The 19,968-nt window shown below is 41.7% G+C and carries 15 protein-coding genes and 1 pseudogene; 10 read left to right on the forward strand and 6 right to left on the reverse strand.

Annotated elements, in window-relative coordinates; genetic code table 11:
- Positions 1–445 precede the first annotated feature (445 nt).
- On the forward strand, positions 446–1,324 hold the full coding sequence (locus RMY16_RS27665) for a peptidoglycan recognition family protein (protein WP_322739053.1): 879 nt from the start codon (positions 446–448) through the stop codon (positions 1,322–1,324).
- A 357-nt stretch (positions 1,325–1,681) separates the two neighbouring features.
- Positions 1,682–1,854, forward strand: a pseudogene (locus RMY16_RS27670) (transposase); the annotation flags it as partial.
- A gap of 177 nt (positions 1,855–2,031) precedes the next feature.
- Here the strand turns inward: RMY16_RS27670 and RMY16_RS27675 are convergent.
- The 4 genes from RMY16_RS27675 to RMY16_RS27690 all read right to left on the reverse strand — a co-directional run bounded on the left by RMY16_RS27675 (position 2,032) and on the right by RMY16_RS27690 (position 4,722).
- Positions 2,032–2,472: a hypothetical protein gene (locus RMY16_RS27675; protein WP_322668809.1), complete on the reverse strand. Its 441-nt coding sequence runs from the start codon at positions 2,470–2,472 to the stop codon at positions 2,032–2,034.
- A 67-nt stretch (positions 2,473–2,539) separates the two neighbouring features.
- Positions 2,540–3,226: a hypothetical protein gene (locus tag RMY16_RS27680; protein ID WP_322668810.1), complete on the reverse strand. Its 687-nt coding sequence runs from the start codon at positions 3,224–3,226 to the stop codon at positions 2,540–2,542.
- 92 nt (positions 3,227–3,318) lie between these two features.
- Positions 3,319–4,047 carry a Uma2 family endonuclease gene (locus tag RMY16_RS27685; RefSeq protein WP_322739054.1) on the reverse strand — a complete coding sequence of 243 codons (729 nt, stop codon included), beginning with the start codon at positions 4,045–4,047 and terminating at the stop codon, positions 3,319–3,321.
- 30 nt (positions 4,048–4,077) lie between these two features.
- Positions 4,078–4,722 (reverse strand): restriction endonuclease subunit R, encoded by a 645-nt coding sequence (locus RMY16_RS27690; RefSeq protein ID WP_322739055.1) that lies wholly within the window; start codon positions 4,720–4,722, stop codon positions 4,078–4,080.
- A gap of 232 nt (positions 4,723–4,954) precedes the next feature.
- Between RMY16_RS27690 and acs the strand changes: the two genes are divergently transcribed.
- The 5 genes from acs (at position 4,955) to RMY16_RS27715 (ending at position 13,071) form a co-directional block, all read left to right on the forward strand.
- Positions 4,955–6,928, forward strand: a complete 1,974-nt coding sequence (gene acs / locus RMY16_RS27695; protein WP_322739056.1) for an acetate--CoA ligase — start codon at positions 4,955–4,957, stop codon at positions 6,926–6,928.
- 127 nt (positions 6,929–7,055) lie between these two features.
- Positions 7,056–7,736: a tetratricopeptide repeat protein gene (locus RMY16_RS27700; RefSeq protein WP_322739057.1), complete on the forward strand. Its 681-nt coding sequence runs from the start codon at positions 7,056–7,058 to the stop codon at positions 7,734–7,736.
- A gap of 330 nt (positions 7,737–8,066) precedes the next feature.
- Entirely contained in the window at positions 8,067–10,628 is a 2,562-nt protein-coding gene (locus RMY16_RS27705) for a CHAT domain-containing protein (protein ID WP_322739071.1), read from the forward strand.
- Positions 10,629–11,040: 412 nt separating this feature from the next.
- Complete coding sequence (locus RMY16_RS27710; protein ID WP_322739058.1) at positions 11,041–11,532, forward strand: cupin domain-containing protein; 492 nt, start codon at positions 11,041–11,043, stop codon at positions 11,530–11,532.
- 165 nt (positions 11,533–11,697) lie between these two features.
- On the forward strand, positions 11,698–13,071 hold the full coding sequence (locus RMY16_RS27715) for an alpha-amylase family glycosyl hydrolase (protein ID WP_322739059.1): 1,374 nt from the start codon (positions 11,698–11,700) through the stop codon (positions 13,069–13,071).
- Positions 13,072–13,504: 433 nt separating this feature from the next.
- Here RMY16_RS27715 and hisD read toward each other — a convergent pair whose 3' ends face one another.
- A complete protein-coding gene (hisD, locus tag RMY16_RS27720) occupies positions 13,505–14,785 on the reverse strand; it encodes a histidinol dehydrogenase (RefSeq protein WP_322739060.1) in 1,281 nt (426 codons plus the stop codon).
- Positions 14,786–14,924: 139 nt separating this feature from the next.
- On the opposite strand from hisD, the gene RMY16_RS27725 reads away from it, so the two are divergent.
- On the forward strand, positions 14,925–15,713 hold the full coding sequence (locus RMY16_RS27725) for a tryptophan-rich sensory protein (RefSeq protein ID WP_322739061.1): 789 nt from the start codon (positions 14,925–14,927) through the stop codon (positions 15,711–15,713).
- 325 nt (positions 15,714–16,038) lie between these two features.
- A complete protein-coding gene (locus RMY16_RS27730; protein WP_322739062.1) occupies positions 16,039–16,734 on the forward strand; it encodes a pentapeptide repeat-containing protein in 696 nt (231 codons plus the stop codon).
- Between the two features lie 146 nt (positions 16,735–16,880).
- Here the strand turns inward: RMY16_RS27730 and RMY16_RS27735 are convergent, their stop codons facing one another.
- Positions 16,881–17,405 (reverse strand): hypothetical protein, encoded by a 525-nt coding sequence (locus tag RMY16_RS27735; protein ID WP_322739063.1) that lies wholly within the window; start codon positions 17,403–17,405, stop codon positions 16,881–16,883.
- Positions 17,406–18,174: 769 nt separating this feature from the next.
- On the opposite strand from RMY16_RS27735, the gene RMY16_RS27740 reads away from it, so the two are divergent.
- Positions 18,175–19,818 (forward strand): calcium-binding protein, encoded by a 1,644-nt coding sequence (locus tag RMY16_RS27740; RefSeq protein ID WP_322739064.1) that lies wholly within the window; start codon positions 18,175–18,177, stop codon positions 19,816–19,818.
- Positions 19,819–19,968 lie beyond the last annotated feature (150 nt).

Consider the following 19,968-nt stretch of genomic DNA (forward strand, 5'->3'; position numbering starts at 1 on the left):
CCTGCCGCCAGAAATCTGCCAACTCTCCAACTTGAGAATGCTATTCCTCTCTAACAATCCACAATTAAGCTCGCCACCGCCTGAAATTGTTGAGCAGGGAACGGAGGCAATTTTGACCTATCTTCGAGCCAGGTTAGAAGCTAAAGGATAATATTTTTCTAAGCTGCTAGTAGTTGGTGAAGAGGATGCGGGTAAAACATGATTAACAGCGCTACACGATGAAGACTTTCACACCCGCGAATCCACTACCCACGGCATTGAAATTAAATGGCTTTTAACAGCACTATTGCAGGGATTATCAAGGTATATTTGACTAGAATTAAGGTATTATAGCGATTATTATTTGGATACCATGAGCGGTAGGGGTTTACAGAAGTGCGCCTCTACAACTGACACGCCAGTTTAGCTATAAATTAATATCTACCGTTTTACGGGTATTAGAAAAATGAAGTTTACAGACTGGGTGACTAGAGTGCTACTAATCTGGCTGATGTTCGCCACTTTAATTGTAGTGCTGCTAATTGGACGAGCAACAAAATTACACAACAATCCGACAACCTCCCGTGCAGCCAATCCACAGGTTACAGCTTTCAGTAAATATCCCCAAGCGCAATTTCAATCAGCGAAAGAGCCAGAGAAGAAATTTCAAAATGTTGTCAAGTCCCCAGTCAAGACTAACCAGCCTGTAGCAAGGTATGTAACCACTCAAGCTTTTGCACAGTACAGACCTAATTATCAAGTTGTCTCAGTTAACCCAACTAACTATGGAGAACGGTACACCCAAGATGCTAACGGCGTTCTTCTCAGCAACCAACCAATTATCGTCATCCATGAAACTGGTTATTCAGCTTCTAGCGCCATCAATTTCTTTCAAGTAGCCCATGACGATGAAAGTGTGCAAGCAAGTTACCACGCTTTAATCAAGTTAGACGGAACGGTAGTTTATCTAGTACCACCAGAAAAGCGGGCTTTTGGTGCAGCTAACTCAGTATTTGAGACTCCACAGGGAGTGGAAACTGTGCAGACTAATCCAACTTTACCCGCGTCTGTGAATAATTTTGCTTATCACGTCTCTTTGGAAACACCGCCAGATAGTTATGACAGTGGCAGTCAACAAACCCATAGCGGCTACACGGAGGCTCAATATAATTCTCTTGCTTGGTTAATTGCTCAAAGTCAAGTCCCAGACGATCGCATCACTACGCACCATTTAGTAGACCGCTCTGGTAAAAAAGTTGACCCGATAAATTTTGATGGGAATAAATTTCTCAGCTTACTTAATACTTATCGTCAGGTTAAACCAATTTATCAAGTCAGCAAATAAATTATTCAATCTTGTGGGCTGGGATCTTACCATATTTTGCCCTCACCCCCAGCCCCTCTCCCTTGGGGTTATCCATTACCCGGATCTTTCTTAGAGGATGTTTGAAAAGTCATAATTGATGTATCAAATATTTTTTACCCCACCCTAACCCTCCCCTTAGAAAGGGGAGGGAACCAGATTTTTTTTGTTTCCCCCCTTTACAAGGGTGAATTAAGGGGGGGTGATAATGTAATTAAAATTACAGCTAACTACTTTTCAAACAACCTCTTAACAAACAGACAAAATACTTAAAAATAGACCGAAACGGTTGATGGGTATAGTTTTGAGAGAAAGTATAGTTGCGGGTGATGGTGCATCATGCAAAAATGGGCAGAGTCAGAATTGCAACAAGCAGACTTAGGAGATGCGAGAAGAAACAAGCGCTTAGTACGTATTGTGGAAGATTTGGCAGCGCAGCCAGCTAGTAGCGTACCTCAAGCTTGTGGAGACATAGCGGCGAAAGTGCAGCGTATGATTTTTGGAATTCACCATGCAACTTTTGTCTTTAAAGTCAAGATTCAAGATCAACCCTTGCTACTAACAGTGATAAAAATTGCACATTCCAAAGATTATTAAAGCTTATCTGGAAAAGCGATCGCCTACATACCACCCAAGGGCAACCAACATAAAACTTCAAGATTTACTCTACCACTACGCAACTAAAAATTTCACAAAATCTCTGCCAACTTTACCACCAGACTATCAGCTAAATCCAATAACCTGATGTCATCTGTATCAATACTATGTCCTTCACCAGCTAACAGATTTTTTACAGCAGATAACCTGTCATTGGTTTGGGAAATTCTCCAAGATTCATCTAAGTTTAATGCAAAATCAAAGAGCGATCGCTCTCCTAAATGCTCTCTTACCCTAATAGCTACACTATCATTACTTACCAGAAATTCTTTAATAGTATCTAATTGAAAATTACCTAATATTTCATCATGTCCCCACGTTTCAAGCCAGTCTCCCTCCACATCTTCAACGTAAATATTGACAAAATCAACCCCATAAGTTAGCCAGTTTTGCTGCATTTGTCGTGCTGTCGCTAAAGCTTCAGCAAACGTATCTACTTGATTGTTGCAGTGAGTTTCTCTTTGATTAGCCATAAAAGCTCTAATTAGCACGTAAGTATGTAGGCTAGACACAAATCTGAAATATCAAATTCCTGAAATTTCACGAAAATTTTAAATATTTGCCACCAGAAAGATAATCACTGTTATACAGGGCCACGTTGACTAACTGGTTCACAAAATTAGCATCCTTGGGATTGTAACTTAAGAACAATCCTCTCTCGATTTCCCACGATCGCAGTGTATTTTGCCAAGCCTCGTACTTTTGATGATTAAGTTCTTCACTAACACTGGTAACTTGAATGCACAGTGGTTGATTGTTACGACTAACAATTAAATCTGTTGCCATAGAAAGGTCGGCAATATAACGCTGCCAAAAACTACCTTCTCGACTGACAATATCTTGAGCTATAGATTTAATGATATCATGATCTACCTGATTAAATTCGCCTGCCATTAGTTTTTGTTTCCAAATATAAAACTTGGAGTCACTTGCATTGAACCATCTGGGAAAGAGATAACCATACCAATATCTCTCAATCGGCGTCATTTGCTCGAATTTTGCTTTTTGTTCTTCTGAAGGTAGGGATTTGATTATCAACCAAATTGTAGAATCCGTAATCACCTCTAGGAGAAAGGCAAGGACAAAAGGTTTTGCAGTCAGGGAACCTGGCTTAATATCCTTTACCCAGCGATTGATTTCATCTAATCTTCTCGCTAAATTATGATCTATCGAGGAGGCTTGCTCGATAAGGGACTTTAGCTTATCCTTAATTTCTTGTGCTTGCAAACGATGCCCTACTTTCAGAAGATTACGCTTTTTTTACACACTTTTAACTAGATTTTAACTTGAAAATGTCTTTAGTTAATTTCCTGATGTCATTAAATATTCTCTAGGTCGATGCCCTGTGTACGTAAAACCTCCCGCAGTCGAGCAATTTCTTGCTCTGCTTGTTGGGCGCGTTCTTCTGCCTGTTGGGCACGTAAACGTTCAAGTTCCGCCAATTCTTCTGATGATAGTATCAATTCATTTTCAGTAGTGAAGAATCTTAATTTACCTTCATAAACTCCCAAATAAAGTTCTAACTGCTGACTCCACAAACGGCCATCAGTGGTTACTTGGATTTCTTGATACTTACCATCAACTAAATGAAATCCCTGAAGTTCCATTGTTACAGGGTCAAACCAGAAATAATCTGGTGTACGGAATGTATCTTGGTAAACTTGTTTTTTTAAACCTTTATCAACTGCTGTCGTTGAGCTTGACAAAATTTCCACAATCACATTTGGATATTTGCCGTCTTCTTGCCAAACTACCCAACTCTTACGGTCTTTTTTCTGAGTTCCTAAAACTACAAAAAAGTCTGGGCCGCGGAAATGTTCTGATTTTTTCTGGTTAGGACTGTAGTAAATCGTCAAATTGCCAGAAGCATAAAAATCTTGTTTATCTCGCCACCACAATTTGAGGATGCGAATCAGCAAATCAATTTGTTCTCGGTGTAGGTCACTTTCCAAGGGTGGTTCGTCACTCAGTATATCGCCAGGAGGAAAAATAACTTCGTCTTCTGAAATACCATCAGAAATGATTTCTAGAGTAGCAGGTTCAGACATCAGCGATCACCCCGCAATTATACGTTCATTTTACTGAAAATTTGGTAACTGACAAATGGCTTTGAAAACTTGCAATAACTCAATTGCATCTGGAAATTCATTGAGATTTAATAATGGCATTAACTGATAAGTGGACTGTTCGTCATGTCTTAAATAAACAAATTGATAACGCAGTCCGTTAGTTACCAGTCCCCAAACAGACGGTTGTTGGTCTAAACTTTTAAAAGCATAAGTGAGTAATTGAGGTAAACCTTCACCCACTTCAATCGCACTATTTTTCGTTTCAATTACTACAACCCAAAAAGGCGGCGCAATATTACTTTGGGGATTGTTGATTGCTAAAATATCCATCCGTCCGGTAATTCTTCTGTCTTCATCTTCGACTGCGATCGCAATGCTATCTTCCATTGTCAACCGAATTGGCACATCGTAAAATCCAGCTAACCGCATTAATGGTGCGATCGTTATAAATTTCACCAACCCTTCAGAAATTTTACCAAGCCTGAGATAACGACGGAAGTCGTTTCTAATTCGCAATAAATCTTCCTGTTCCAACTCTGTCAACGGTTCTAAATTTAAGAAATCTGTGAATGAACCATCTGAAAGTTCTTCTAGTTTGAGAAAGCGATGAACATCGTTGAGAGATGAGCTGCTAGCTTCAACAGTGAGCGTCATAGTTTCAGGCGTTGTTTGTCAAGACTACTTATATTTTGCAACATTGGCGGTAAATAGGTTGCAATGTAACGTCTTTACATTTCTTGATCGCTTGCTTTTACTAGATGAAAATGAATGTAAACTAAATAACTCGGCAATTTCTATCTAGCTTAACGAAAATCTAAACATTGTCTAGCACAATTGGGCTAAGAATGGTTTTTAGTAACAATAGCGATCGCACTCATAACTAACCATGTCTCAACCAACTATAGAATCAATCCTCCAAGAGAATCGCCTCTTCCATCCTCCCTCGGAATTCTCGCAGAATGCCCATATCAAAAGCCTGGAAGACTATCAGCGCCTCTACGATAAAGCCAAAGCCGATCCACAGCAATTTTGGGCAGATTTGGCTGGAACAGAATTAGAATGGTTCCAAAAATGGGATACAGTATTAGATTGGCAACCACCTTTTGCTAAGTGGTTCGTTGGTGGTAAGATAAACATTTCTTACAACTGCCTTGACAGACATCTCACTACCTGGCGCAAAAATAAAGCAGCATTGATTTGGGAAGGAGAACCAGGTGATTCGCGTACCCTAACTTACGCCCAACTGCACCGGGAAGTTTGCCAGTTTGCCAATGTATTGAAGCAACTGGGTGTAAAAAAAGGCGATCGCGTTGGTATATATATGCCGATGATTCCCGAAGCTGCGATCGCTATGTTAGCCTGTGCCCGAATTGGCGCACCCCACGGCGTAGTATTTGGTGGTTTTAGTGCCGAAGCTTTGCGCGATCGCTTAATTGATGCTACAGCTAAACTGGTAATCACGGCTGATGGTGGTTGGCGCAAAGATGCGATCGTCCCTCTCAAAGAACAGGTAGATAAAGCCTTAGCTGATGGTGCTGTTCCCAGTGTAGAAAATGTCCTCGTTGTCAAGCGCACCGGACAGGAAACTTATATGCAATTGGGCGGACGCGATCATTGGTGGCATGATTTGCAAAAAGGAGTATCAGCAGATTGTCCCGCCGAACCAATGGACAGCGAAGATATGCTGTTTGTCCTCTATACTTCAGGCAGCACGGGCAAACCGAAGGGTGTAGTGCATACAACTGCTGGTTATAATTTGTATACCCACATAACCACCAAGTGGATCTTTGACCTCCAAGACACAGATGTATATTGGTGTACCGCCGATGTAGGTTGGATTACGGGACACAGCTACATTGTCTATGGTCCTCTTTCCAACGGTGCAACCACGGTAATGTATGAAGGTGCGCCCCGTGCTTCTAATCCTGGTTGTTTCTGGGATGTAATTGAAAAATATGGCGTTAATATTTTTTATACCGCACCTACGGCAATTCGGGCATTTATTAAGATGGGTGAACAACATCCTAATGCGCGAAACTTGTCTTCGTTGCGTTTGTTGGGAAGCGTCGGCGAACCAATTAACCCAGAAGCTTGGATGTGGTATCACAAAGTAATTGGTGGCGATCGCTGTCCAATTGTTGATACCTGGTGGCAAACGGAAACCGGCGGTATTATGATTACACCGCTACCAGGGGCAATTCCCACAAAACCCGGTTCCGCAACTCTTCCTTTCCCAGGAATTATTGCAGATGTCGTAGATTTGGAAGGGAACACCGTACCCAATAACGAAGGCGGTTATCTAGCGGTGCGCCATCCGTGGCCAGGAATGATGCGGACAGTCTACGGCGATCCAGAACGCTTCCGCCGCACCTACTGGGAACACATTCCACCCAAGGATGGTAACTATACTTACTTTGCTGGCGATGGCGCTAGACTTGATGCAGACGGCTACTTTTGGGTAATGGGTCGGGTGGATGACGTATTGAACGTATCAGGACACCGACTCGGTACAATGGAAGTAGAATCAGCCTTAGTTTCGCATCCAGCAGTTGCAGAAGCGGCGGTAGTGGGTAAGCCAGATGAACTTAAGGGTGAAGAAGTAGTTGCTTTTGTGACTTTAGAAGGCACTTATCAGGGAAGTGAGGAACTGAGTAAAGAACTCAAACTGCACGTTGTCAAAGAAATTGGTGCGATCGCTCGTCCCGGAGAAATCCGCTTTACAGACGCTTTGCCCAAAACGCGATCGGGTAAGATTATGCGGCGCTTATTGCGGAATCTAGCTGCTGGGCAAGAAGTCTCTGGAGATACTTCAACATTAGAAGATCGGGGTGTGTTGGATAAGTTACGGGAAGGTGTGTAAATAATTGCCAATGAGCTTAATAGGGGCGCACATATATGCGCCCTTATTGTCTCTCTTGTGATGCATTACGCGCTAACGCAGGCCAATTTATCATAAAGATTAGAACATTATTGAGGCATTCAAGGCGATGAAGGTGAAGTGCAAATCCAAATCAGCATTTGTTCAACCTATTGGCTGTATGATGCTGAGTATCATAAGTGTAATGGGGATATCACCATTAGTCTTAGCGGTTCCTGGACAAGGTTCTTTGCATTCGCCAGAACAGTCTGTACGGAGACAACCACAACAACTAGCACAGTTTTCAGACACAGGGACACCAGAGCGATCGCAACTCCTGCAACAAGCCAATAATTTATTTAGTCAGGGAGACTTAACAGGTGCAGAGGAAAATTTACGCAAATTAATTAAAAAATTCCCAGAAGATGCCTTCGGACACTTTCAACTGGGAAATGTACTTTTTCGGCAAAAGAAACCAGAAGATGCAATTAGCTCTTTTCGAGAAGCTATTCGCCTCCGGCCAAAATACGCTCTAGCTTACAATGCGATCGGTATGGTTTATGCAAGCCAAAGTCGCTGGCAAGAAGCCATTACTGAATATCAAAAAGCTCTGGAAATTAATCCTAATTATGGCGAAGGGCTAACTAATTTTGCACTAGCATTGTGGCAAACAAATAAAAAAGACGAGGCGCTATCTTCTTTAGAAAAAGCTTTAAATATTTTCAAAGAACAGAATAGAGGTGAAAAAGTTAACCAAGTAGAACGAATTTTAAAAGAGATCAAAACTGCTGATGATCCTGGTGTTTCCTGAAAATCATATTATTCAGTGGATAAAAGTTAAAAAGAGTTGCTGCGATCGCCTTTAAGAATGCTTTGCCAGAAATGCGATCAAAGGCAAAGATTATGCGGCAGTTGTCGCATAATCTTGGCTTGTAAATAAAAAATAGGTTTGAAACTGATGACAATAAACCATTTTATTCCCTCTGCTATGTCTTGTGGTCAATAATTCGTTACTCCAAGATTCAAGGGAGGAATTCCGATGAAACCAAAGATTCATAAAAACAATCAGTGGCAACGGATATGTGACGGATTTAATATATGGTTGATTCATCCTTTTAAAATTCATAAGTTGCCTGTTTTCATGCTCTTAGTTCTGGTGACAGTTTTTTTGTGCGTTATTGCTTTTCCTGTTGCTGCAACTATAGAGACACAAAATATCGCAACTCTTGGAGTGTCAATTCAAAATCCTTCTGCACAAACACAAGACTTGTTGCAACAGGGTAAAGTGCTGTATGAGGCAGAAAAATTTGCAGAAGCGGTTAAAGTTTTGCAACAAGCAGTTAAAAATTTTGGCAGTCAAGGCAATGAATTACAGCAAGCTGTAGCATTAAGTAATTTGGCCTTGGCATATCAAAAACTGGGTAATTTGCCACCAGCGCAACAGGCAATTACAGATAGCTTGAAGTTGCTCGAAAAATCATCTCCTGCCCAAAATCTTCAGGTTTTGGCTCCAATTCTAGATATTCAAGGTAGTATTCAACTAGACTTGGGACAAGCTGAACAGGCACTTAACACCTGGCAACGTGCGGAAGCCAGCTATAGGCAATTAGGCGATCAAAATGGCATTATCCGCGATCGCATCAATCAAGCACAAGCATGGCAAGTTTTGGGATTTTACCGTCAGGGTTTAAGAATCTTGACTAAATTGCAGTATCAGTTACAATCAAAACCTGATTCAGTCAGTAAAGCAGTAGAATTACGGGCTTTCGGGAATGCTCTGCAATTAGCTGGAGATTTGGATCATTCCCGTCGGGTATTAAAGCAAAGTTTGTCAATCGCCCAAAAATTGGATTCTCCCCAAGATGTGAGCGCTGCTTTGTTTAGTTTAGGCAACACAGCACAAGGACAGCAAGATTTTAAAGGGGCAATAGAATTCTATCAGCAAGCTGCTGCGATCGCTCCTAACCAAATTAGCAAAGTTCAGGCTCAAGTTAATCAGTTGAACTTACTAGTGAACACGGGACAAACAGCCGCCGTACATACACTATTGCCGCAAATCCAAACTCAACTGGCACAACTACCTGCTTCTGTGAAAACTATTTATGCACAGATTAATCTAGCTCAAAGCTTGATGAAATTCGGGACTACACCCGAAGCGATCGCTCAAATTTGCGCCAAAGCCTTGCAACAAGCTCAAGATTTAGCAGATAAACGAGCCGAGAGCTTTGCTCTGGGAACTCTAGGTAGTGTATACGAACAAACTAAACAATGGTCAATAGCCCAGAATCTCACCGAACAGGCACTGCTCGTAGCCGAAACAATCAACGCCCCAGATATCGCTTATCTTTGGCATTGGCAGTTAGGACGCTTGTTAAAACAGCAGGGAGAGATAGAGAGCGCTATTGCTAACTATGATACTGCGATCGGTGTGTTGCAGACTCTCCGTAGTGACTTAGTGGTTATGAATAGAAATGTCCAGTTTTCCTTTAAAGAAAGTGTAGAACCTGTATATCGAGAGTCCGTAGAATTATTGTTGCAGTTTCAGCAAACTCATCCAAGCGAACTAACCTTAGACAAAGCTAGACAGAGGATTGAAGCACTTCAACTGGCAGAATTAGACGACTTTTTTCGGGAAGCTTGCATTAATGCCAAAACTGTTTTGCTTGACACAGTGGTAGATAAAGATAATCCCACAGCCGCAATTATTTATCCAATTATTCTGCCTACTCAACTCCAAGTCATTGTCAAAATTCCTCAACAACCACTGCGTAATTATACAGCGAAAAAGTCACAAAATGAGGTAGAAGGTACTATAAAACAACTCAGAGAGTATCTATTAGAACCCGATCGCAATGAAGAAGTGCAGGCGTTATCACAAGAAGTCTATGGGTGGTTAATCAAAGAAATTGAGTCAGATTTAAAAGATAGTGGAGTCAAAACCCTTGTATTTGTACTAGATGGCATATTGCGAAATGTGCCAATGGCTATACTGTATGATGGTCAGCAATATCTGGTAGAAAAATACGCTGTAGCACTCAGCTTGGGACTCCAGTTACTCGAACTCAAACCCTTGACACAAACAAAACTCAATGTACTAGCTGCCGGGTTAGTGCAACCACCACAAGGCTTTCAACAGGAATTTCCACCGCTACCAGAAATTAAATCAGAATTCGACTCTATTTCCCAAGCGATCGCATCTACTACCCAGTTACTAAATCGAGACTTCAACAGCAAAAACCTAGAGAGTAAGGTAAATACTGTGCCATTTAATGTGTTACATCTGGCAACCCACGGTCAATTTAGTTCTAATGTTGAGAATACTTTTATACTTGCAGATGATGGCCCGATCAACGTCACGGAATTTGATAGCCTGCTGCGCCGTCGAGATCAAACTCGCTCAGAAGCCTTGGAAATGTTGGTGTTAAGTGCTTGCCAAACTGCTACTGGTGACAATCGCGCCACGCTAGGGTTAGCAGGAGCATCCGTGAAAGCTGGTGCCCGTAGTACCTTGGCTTCACTATGGCATATCAATGATAAATCTACTGCTATCTTAATTGGTGAATTTTATCGTGAGTTAGTTAAAACTGAGGTGACAAAGGCTGAAGCCTTACGTCGTGCCCAAATAAAGTTGTTAAATGATTATCCCAATTACAGTCGTCCTGGTTACTGGGCACCTTATGTTTTAGTTGGTAACTGGCTTTGACAAACTCTATCCACTTATTGAAGTTTCTACCCGGATTTCTCACCACATCTCTCAAAATCTTGTGCAGGGGAGCAGGGGAGAGTTCTTCACTTTAGTATCCAAGCATTGGTTTGATATCATGTCCGCTTGATTGCTTATTAAACCCGAAGAACTCCACCCCGCCAAAGCGTAGCTTTGTCTCCCCGCAAGTGGGGAGGGGTTGGGGGTGGGGTGTAATAACTGTGGTTAGCATAACTAATTATGCGGACATGATATGAGAATATAATCTGCCTAAATTCAGCTTTGTAATAAGTAGATAATGTTGAAATAGAAATTTATAGAACCTGATGTCATTGAATTGCAGGAGATTGAGCCAGATTGAATGCGTGAGAACAATGATTGCTGAAATGTTTTACTGAAACAGTGAATAAATATGACAAACAAAAAATCTTTCATTTTGCGTGCTGAAGAGATTGCCGACAGTATGCAGACCTTCTCTCACCCTTGGAATCCAAATTCGGAAATATCGGGGACATATATGGGACGCACGGTTGGGCTAAAGCGGACTGGGGTCAACTTTGCTGTTATTCCTGCGGGGAAAGAATCTTTTGTTTACCATTCCCACCACTGTGAGGAAGAATGGATTTATATTTTATCAGGACAAGCGATGCCTGCGGCGGGCTACGCCTACGCAGAAATCGATGGGGAAGAATTTGAGGTTTTCCCAGGAGACTTTATGGCATTTCCAACTCCTTCAGTAGCCCACCATCTCAGGAATACAGGAGAGGAAAACTTAGTTTACTTAATGGGAGGAGAAAATCTTGATGTGGAAATTGCAGATTTTCCCCATCTGGGAAAACGCATGATTCGACGTGGCGATTCTGTGGAAATCTTTGATCAAAAGGACGCTAAAGCATTTGGTTAGGCAGTTAGTCTTAAATCCTGCATTTAGCGAGCTTGTGAGGTCTTGGGAAAGGATAAAGGGGGCAAGGGGTAAGGGATTTAAAACCTTTCTCCTTACCCTTTACCCCGCCAAGAAAACTGGCAAACTAATAGTAAAACACCATACGTTTTAGCAGTAATATCTTTCATGAAAAATATCTTCATTTGTGCAGTTGTCATCTGCACAACTTGTATTTACCCAATTAAGACATCAGCAGGAGAAAAACCTTCTGCAATTTTTCATGCATTTGATCAGCAGTACACTGATATCGAAAAGTTTGTATGTGAAATAGGGAAGCAAGGATATTCTCACATTCAAATTTCTCCAGCCCAAAAATCTAATCCTGCTCCAGAATGGTGGGCACGCTATCAACCTTTAGACTACAGCATTATCGAAGGTAGAGGTTCGCTCTTGAATTTAAAAAACCTTATTAGTAAAGCCCACAGTTGTCAGGTCAAAGTGATTGCTGATGTTGTTTTCAATCACATGGCTAATTTAGATGGCAATGATGATTTTGAAGATTTAAATAAATTTCCAGGTCTTTCTATAAATGACTTTAATTCAGACTCAAACCGTCCAGGGAAAAAATCTTGTAACATTAATTATAGTGATGGCAACAGAGATTCAGAAATTAATTGTTGGTTAGGTGGACTTCCTGAATTGAAATTTACCAATAATGTTAAAAAAACTCAAAAAGCTCATTTAAAAAAATTGCTAGATTTAGGAATTGATGGATTTCGGTTTGATGCTGCCAAGCATATCCCAGCAGATGTTGTCAAAGAGTACATCAGCTATGTGAATCAACAAAGTCAAGGAAAAGCATGGAATTATCTTGAGGTAATCACAGATAGCGATACCAGTGCAGAAAATTATAATTGGATTGCTGCTGTCACAGATTTTGTTCTCTACAATTCAATGAAAAATGCCTTCAGCTTTGGTGGCGATTTGCGTTCTCTGCGAGTTCCCACAGCCATAAACGATCCGCGTAGTGTCACTTTTGGCAGAAACCACGATACTATCCGCGAGATTAATTCCAATGCCATTAACCCCTATAGCGATCCTTCTGACTCTTTTCTCGCAACAGCCTATATTTTGGCGAGAGAAAGTGGCACTCCTTTAATACTCAACTGGGATAATAGAGATGCTGCTTTTATCAAATATGGTGTCAAATTCCGCCAAATTATGCATCAACGGAGAACTCAGGGGAAAAATACCAAAGAAAATGTTTTAGCAGTAATTGATAGTCCGACTGTATTGCTAATGGAGCGGGGTAGCGAAGGATTCTTTGTTGTCAATAAAGGGGAGAATAAATTTAATATTCCAGCACTAGATTTGACCTTGACGAATTTGGATGGATGTTATCGGGAACTCCGTAATAATTTTACTGTTGCAATTGAACGTCGCGATCGCGGTAAAAAATTTATAACTCGTTGGGGAAGCTGGAATAGAGGCGGTATGGAAGTTCAAAAACGCGATGCACTCTATTTTATTCGAGAACCTTTTAATCAATGTCAAATGTAGACGCTCCCTCTTGCTCTTAACTCGACTTTCAATACTGTTTGGTTAAGGCAAGAGACGCGATGAATCGCCGTCTCTACAATAATTAGTTTTTTGTCTTGACGGCAATTTATCGCATCTTGGTGATGATATCATGTCCGCTTGATTGCTTATTAAACCCGAAGAACCCCACCCCGCCAAAGCTGTGCTTTGTCTCCCCTCCCCGCAGGCGGGGAGGGGTTGGGGGTGGGGTTCTTTTATTATGGGTAATTTGGCGGACATGATATGATTTATCATTAGACTTCTTGCATAAGTCGGGAAAAGAGGAAGGTGGGGTCCCCTCTGGGGATAAAGGGCGGGGGGAAGGGGAAAAAGTTCTGTATTGTCCCCTTCCCCTTTAACCTTTACCCTTTACCCTTTTCCCCCTCTTGCAAAAAGCACTTTTGCAAGAGGTCTATTATTGCAAGCGTACAGATACACTACCTGCATGGGCTGGCAAACCTTCTGCCTCTGCTAAGGTGATAGCTGCTTTGCCTATTGTCTGTAATGATTGTTTGTCACATTCTAAAAAAGTAATTCGTTTGAGAAAATCGTAGACACTCAAACCAGAAGCAAAGCGGGCAGAACGGGCAGTTGGCAGTACATGGTTGGGGCCTCCTAAATAATCACCAATCGCTTCTGGAGTATAGCGTCCTAAAAACACGCTGCCGGCACACTTAATTTGATCGGCAAGGAGTTGCGGGTTGTCCACACACAATTCCACGTGTTCTGGAGCTAGTTGATTGAGCAGTGGTATACTCTCGGCTAAATCGCTAACCAGAATCACGGCTGCATAATTTTGCCAACTAGCACTGGCAACTTCTCTGGTGGGTAAATCGGCGAGAATTTTCTCAACAGCCTTGATTACTTGTTGCGCGAAGACTTCTGAATCAGTAATTAAGATTGACTGGGCATTAGGATCGTGTTCTGCTTGCGATAGTAAATCCCAGGCAATCCAATCTGGGTTGTTTTGGCTGTCGGCTACCACTAAAATTTCTGAAGGGCCAGCAATGCTATCAATGCCAACAGTGCCAAAGACTTGACGCTTGGCTTCAGCAACATAAGCATTACCAGGGCCAACAATTTTATCTACTGGGGCAATGCTTTCTGTACCATAAGCTAATGCTGCGATCGCTTGCGCCCCACCAATGCCATATATTTCTGTCACACCAGCTACTTGAGCAGCAGCCAATACAACGGGATTAATCTCACCGCCAGGCATCGGTACTGTCATGACAATTCTTTCAACACCAGCAATTTTCGCTGGTAAGGCATTCATCAACAAAGAACTCGGATAGCTAGCCCGTCCCCCTGGTACATAAATTCCCACTTGCGACAGCGCTACCCAATTCAATCCCAGTTTCACCCCCACTGCATCGGTGTAGCCAATATCTTGCGGTAGTTGTTTTTTATGGAAAGCCACAATCCTCTCAGCAGCAAATTCCAGCGCTGCCAAAACATCGGTAGGACATTGGGCGGCGTGTTCGGCAATAAAGGTTTCGCTTAGATGCAAAGATTGAAGATTATTGCGATCGAAACGGCTAGTATAGTCCTTGACTGCGGCATCACCACGTGCTTTGACATCAGCTAGAATCTCGCGTACTGTCCCACTAACATCAACTGTAACTTCCCGGCGATCGCTTACAAGAGTTTTGAATTTGACAGAAAAATCTTTGTCGGTAGTTTGAAGTAGCTGCATGGACAGTACCTTAAAAGCAGTGAGGTCAATAATCAGTTTAACTCCTGATTAACTTGCTCGATATGGCTGTGGCTTATATGCATCACTCTTTTCAGATGTAAGCTGAAAGAAAGCACAAAAGATTATGAGTTAACATCCTATGCAGCAGTCCACAAGAGGCAATTACCGGGATCTTTGGCGGCAGCTTGTTACTTTGGCTGCAATCTTTGGTGCTTTTGTTATCAACGTAGTATCGAACATTTTTCCGCTCAATGGACTTAACATCGGGGAAATTTCCAATACTTTGTTTAAAAATGTCTTGATTATCCCTGCCAATTACGCCTTTGCTATCTGGGGGCTGATTTACCTTGGGTTGTTTGCTTTTGGGGTATACCAAGCTCTACCTAACCAACGAGATGAGCCTGATTTACGTAAGACAGGTTATCTGTTGGTGATTGCCTGTGTTGCTCAAAGTATTTGGGTATATCTATTTTTGTCTCGGTTTTTTGCTCTTTCTGTCATTGCAATGCTCTTGATTCTGTTGCCCTTGATTGCTGTCTATGTGCAGTTAGAAATTGGCAAATCGCGTGTACCTCGGCTGAAAAAATGGTGTATTCACTTTCCGATTAGCATTTATCTAGGCTGGATTAGCGTCGCGACCATTGTCAATGTAGCGTCTGCCTTGGATTTTCACAGGTGGAACGGTTGGGGGATTTCTGCTGTAACCTGGACTCTGATCATGGTATTGATAGCAACAGCAGTTGCAGTAGTTATGGTCATCCAGCGTCGAGACATCGCTTATACAGGAGTAACAATCTGGGCATTAGTAGCGATCGCACTCAAACATTTTGATAACTTAATGCTCAGAAATACCGTATTTATTTTGGCAATTTTCCTATTTTTAACCGCTACGATTAACCGCTTACGCACCCAACAAGAACATATTTAAGTCTAATGACCAATCCCAGTTGGGGCGGGGTGTAGGGTGTGGGGGGTAGGGGAAGAGACAGCCCCAACAACAGTTAAAAAAATATCCCGTCGTAGGGGCGCAAGGCCTTGCGCCCTTACAAATTTATAAATAATTTGAATTTGCGAGAATTGATTTTTTGCAAGTCCCTTAGCCCCCAACCAGCGTCTCTCAAGAGAGAACTTTTAGCAAGCGTTCGTTAAGCACGCACAATAATGGTCGGTTGTTACACACACCAGTTTGATTATTATTAGCCAAGATAGATACTTAGAGCCGTAATCGTCTGAAAAGACCAAAATTTATAGAAATGAAAAATATTATCTCAATTGGTTGGAATAACTGGTTAAAACGGCATAAAGAATCTATTTTATTATTTGACTCAATTGCTGCCGCTAATGAGATTGCCCTGATGCTTAACGGCCAATGGGATGGCTGCAATGGTGTAATTGTGGCTTCTAGTGATGAGATAGCTGTTAACACTGCTGCCAAACTATTACAAGCTACATGGTGTTATCAAGGCGCATCAAAAGCGGTGTTAGACAGAGTAACAACTGATGCAATTTTACGCCGTTATGCAATTGGAGAAAGAAATTTTGTTAATGCTAATTTGAGGTGTGCAGTACTTGCATCAGTGAAGCTGAGTGAAATTAACTTAAGTTATGCTTCGTTGAGTTGGGCGGACTTAAGTCAAGCCAATCTAACTAAAGCTGATTTAACAGCAGCAGACCTCAGTCAAGCTAATTTAAGTGGAGCCGATTTGAGTAAAGCATACCTGATCAGGGCAAACCTCAGCGAGGCAAACTTGCAACAAGCTTCACTTCAGGGGGCTAACCTAAGTAGTGCTAACTTAAGTGAAGTCAACCTCACTGGTGCAGATTTAACAGGAGCTAATCTGTCACTAACAGACCTAAGAGGAGCAAATTTTCACTTGTGCAATTTGAGTGGGGCTAACCTAACAAATGCCAAGTTAATTGAAAGTGACTTAGCTTTTGCTCAACAATAATCGCCGAACTCCAGTATTACCTCTAGTAGGCCACGGCGTAAATAGAGCAACCATTTCAAATCTATAAAAAGCTTATTCCATAACACTTTTGACTTTTGACCCTGAGCGTAGTCGAAGGGTCAACTTTTGACTTCCGCTTTGCGGTACTAGTCGCTTCCACCCCAAGCCCAGGCAGGATTGCCATTCTTTAAACTATTTTTTAGCACTACTAGGGGATAATCATTAGGGTCAGAGCCACCAGCCAAATCTAAGATGAAATAAACTTTACCTTTAACAAAGTGCATCCGTAAATAATTAATCTTTCCAGAGTAGTCTTGCCCATCAACCTTAGTCATTCCAGCAGAAGCAAGGCATTTAGCATATTTTGGTTTGAGTGTCCCAACCCACGTAACACTAAACCTATTACTGGCTTGAACAGAGATATTACTGGCATAGGCACTCAGGTTAATAGAGCCATCTGTTGCAAAACTGCCTTCTTGATAAGGACGGGATTTTTCAGTAACAATTACCTTGTCTGGACAGCTTTGTTTTTGCTCGTTTTCACTATAAACTTTTAGCTCAATTTTTTGTGATTGATTTTGTGCTTGGACGCACCAGTTGGACAACAAAGGCAGTAAACCAATACTTGTGCCTATAATCAAAATCAAAGGTCTAAATGAAATCATACTCATATTTGAACCAATACTAAATTGAATGTAGTATTAGATTTTAGTAATTAATTGGGGAAATTCAAGTCAGGGTAATTACTGAGAAAAGGAAAAGAAAAATGTTGAAGAAGAAAAAACTTTTCCCCACAATCCCAAAAATTTGGTTTTTACTAACTCAAGCAACATCGGACTCGCAAGTTTTGCTCGGAAATTCTCAAAAAAATTGCGATCGCTTGTAAGCTAAAACACCTGACGAACTCACTAGATAAACCGCAGATGTACATGCGCTCTCAAAGTTAATTCAGACTTAGCATACTTTTTAAACACCCTCAAAGCAAGTCGAAAATGTCCTAATTAACCTGAGTACAATAAATCTCTCCTTACCTTGAACTAAATTTCAAGTGTGTGACATCTAAGTAAATATGGTAGTATATGGTTAGTGTTAGGTTATTTAGATGTTCTGTGTTTCAAGGTAAATATGCACGCATAATCTCCCAAGTGCAAGCGTATAAAAATTAACTTTTGCGCCAGTAGTTAACTATTTACTTGAATTTACACCCTGATTAATTTGTACAGTATCATTCGACTTAGATAGTTTGAGAGATAAAAATCAGTCCTATTGAAAAGCCTTTTCATAGGATGAATCTTTGATGAATATTACTGTTCCTAATTCTTCAGGTATAAAGTATGCCAAAACGTCAATTTTGGTCAGTATTTTGTGCCTGAAAACAGCGCTAAATTCAAAGTTGAGAACTGAAGTTACTGAAAAAATGGAATCAGGTAGGTAAAAATTATGTCAAATATCATTGGAACCAGCGGCTACGACTTACTACAGGGTGGTACTGGGAATGATACTCTCATTGGTGGTACTGGGAATGATTATTTAACTGGTGGCGGTGGCAAGGATAAATTTGTTTACAACTTGGGCGACGGCACTGATACAATCACTGATTTTGGTGGCATAGGTAAAGGAACTAACCCGACAGCAGCAGTTATTGCTGAAGTGGACACCATCAAATTTCAGGGTACAGGATTAACTGCTCGAAATTTACTGCTGCTTCAGAATGGCAACAACCTGGAAATCTCCTTTGAAGGGAATGCTAATACCCTAGTTATCCTGGAAAACTTCAAACTAGAAAATTTGGAGAATCTGAAAGCTTCTGGAGCCAAACCAGCACTTGGTAATATCCTGTTTGACGGTCAAAATAGCATTACCGACAGCTTTAATGTCCTCGATTCCAACTCTACTGATACTAGCCTGGGCATCAAGAACACAGTAACTTTCCTCAATGACCTCAACAATAACATTACGGGGTTAGAGGACTCAAATGATGTAGTTAATGGTCAAGGCGGTAATGACAAAATCGATGGCTTGAGTGGAAATGATTTGCTGCGAGGTGGTGCGGGTGACGATACCCTCATTGGTGGTGCGGGAAATGACTCTCTCATTGGTGGTACGGGGAATGACTCCCTTGCTGGCAATAATTTGCTCTCTGGGGGCTATGGCAATGATTATCTCTCCATCTCTGGCTACAAGAGCTTTAGCTACCCAGACGAAGACTACAGCTCTCGCTCGTCTGGTAAAAACACTCTCAACGGTGGCGCTGGTGACGATAACTTGAGTGCTAGCGGTTCAACAGGCAATAATTTGCTCTCTGGGGACGATGGCAATGATAATCTCTCCATCTCTGGCTACTACGACGGAGGTAACTACGGAGCCGACGACTCTCGCTCGTCTGGTAAGAACACCCTCAACGGCGGTGCAGGTAAGGATACCTTGAGTGCTGGCGGTTCAACAGGCGATAATTTGCTCTCTGGGGGTGATGGCAATGATTATCTCTCCATTTCTGGCAACTACAGCTATATTCCCAGCGACCCTTACTCACCCCGCGATGTCTCCATCACATACGAGTCTCGCTCGTCTGGGAAAAACACTCTTAGTGGTGGCACTGGGGACGATAACTTGGATGCTACTAATTCAAAGGGTGATAACTTACTCGATGGTGGCGCTGGCAATGATTATATCTCCGCCTCTAGCGCCTCTGGTAAAAACACGATCTATGGTGGTAGTGGGAATGATACCCTTATAGGTGGCTTTGGTAATGATACCCTTTATGGAGGCACTGGTACTGATACCTTTGTTTTCAATAATTACAATAAAGGTGTTGACAGTATTTATGACTTTAACGCGACTAATGAAGTGATTCAGGTATCGGCTGCTGGCTTTGGCGGCGGGTTATTACTAGGTTCACTTCAGACAAGTCAGTTTACTCTCGGAACATCTGCAACGACAAGCAATGAACGATTTATCTATAACAGTGCTACAGGTGGACTGTTCTTTGACCTTGATGGCAGCGCCTCTGGGTTTACTCAGGTAAAATTTGCACAACTATCTACTGGATTGTCCCTCAGCATAAACAATTTTCTGGTTGTTTAATCGGAATTAGCGCTCTTTGATCGCCAAGCGGTACAGTTTGCGAGGTGCTATTTTTAGCGTCTCGCATTCGATTGCTTAATGCCAGCCATTTTGTTAAGCGATCGCGATTCTTGCAGAGATTCAGTAAGATATTCCTTTCTGGAAACGTGC

The sequence above is a fragment of the Nostoc sp. DedQUE12b genome, from assembly GCF_034530835.1.
Lineage (GTDB): Bacteria > Cyanobacteriota > Cyanobacteriia > Cyanobacteriales > Nostocaceae > Nostoc.

Bases quoted from the DNA above. Each gene is read 5' to 3' on its own strand.
- RMY16_RS27705 (WP_322739071.1), top strand. From the start codon at position 8,067: ATGCTCTTAGTTCTGGTGACAGTTTTTTTGTGCGTTATTGCTTTTCCT.
- RMY16_RS27715 (WP_322739059.1), top strand. From the start codon at position 11,698: ATGAAAAATATCTTCATTTGTGCAGTTGTCATCTGCACAACTTGTATT.
- RMY16_RS27690 (WP_322739055.1), bottom strand. From the start codon at position 4,722: ATGACGCTCACTGTTGAAGCTAGCAGCTCATCTCTCAACGATGTTCAT.
- RMY16_RS27675 (WP_322668809.1), bottom strand. From the start codon at position 2,472: ATGGCTAATCAAAGAGAAACTCACTGCAACAATCAAGTAGATACGTTT.
- RMY16_RS27725 (WP_322739061.1), top strand. From the start codon at position 14,925: ATGCAGCAGTCCACAAGAGGCAATTACCGGGATCTTTGGCGGCAGCTT.
- RMY16_RS27735 (WP_322739063.1), bottom strand. From the start codon at position 17,405: ATGAGTATGATTTCATTTAGACCTTTGATTTTGATTATAGGCACAAGT.
- RMY16_RS27700 (WP_322739057.1), top strand. From the start codon at position 7,056: ATGAAGGTGAAGTGCAAATCCAAATCAGCATTTGTTCAACCTATTGGC.
- RMY16_RS27710 (WP_322739058.1), top strand. From the start codon at position 11,041: ATGACAAACAAAAAATCTTTCATTTTGCGTGCTGAAGAGATTGCCGAC.
- RMY16_RS27685 (WP_322739054.1), bottom strand. From the start codon at position 4,047: ATGTCTGAACCTGCTACTCTAGAAATCATTTCTGATGGTATTTCAGAA.
- acs (WP_322739056.1), top strand. From the start codon at position 4,955: ATGTCTCAACCAACTATAGAATCAATCCTCCAAGAGAATCGCCTCTTC.
- hisD (WP_322739060.1), bottom strand. From the start codon at position 14,785: ATGCAGCTACTTCAAACTACCGACAAAGATTTTTCTGTCAAATTCAAA.
- RMY16_RS27730 (WP_322739062.1), top strand. From the start codon at position 16,039: ATGAAAAATATTATCTCAATTGGTTGGAATAACTGGTTAAAACGGCAT.
- RMY16_RS27740 (WP_322739064.1), top strand. From the start codon at position 18,175: ATGTCAAATATCATTGGAACCAGCGGCTACGACTTACTACAGGGTGGT.
- RMY16_RS27665 (WP_322739053.1), top strand. From the start codon at position 446: ATGAAGTTTACAGACTGGGTGACTAGAGTGCTACTAATCTGGCTGATG.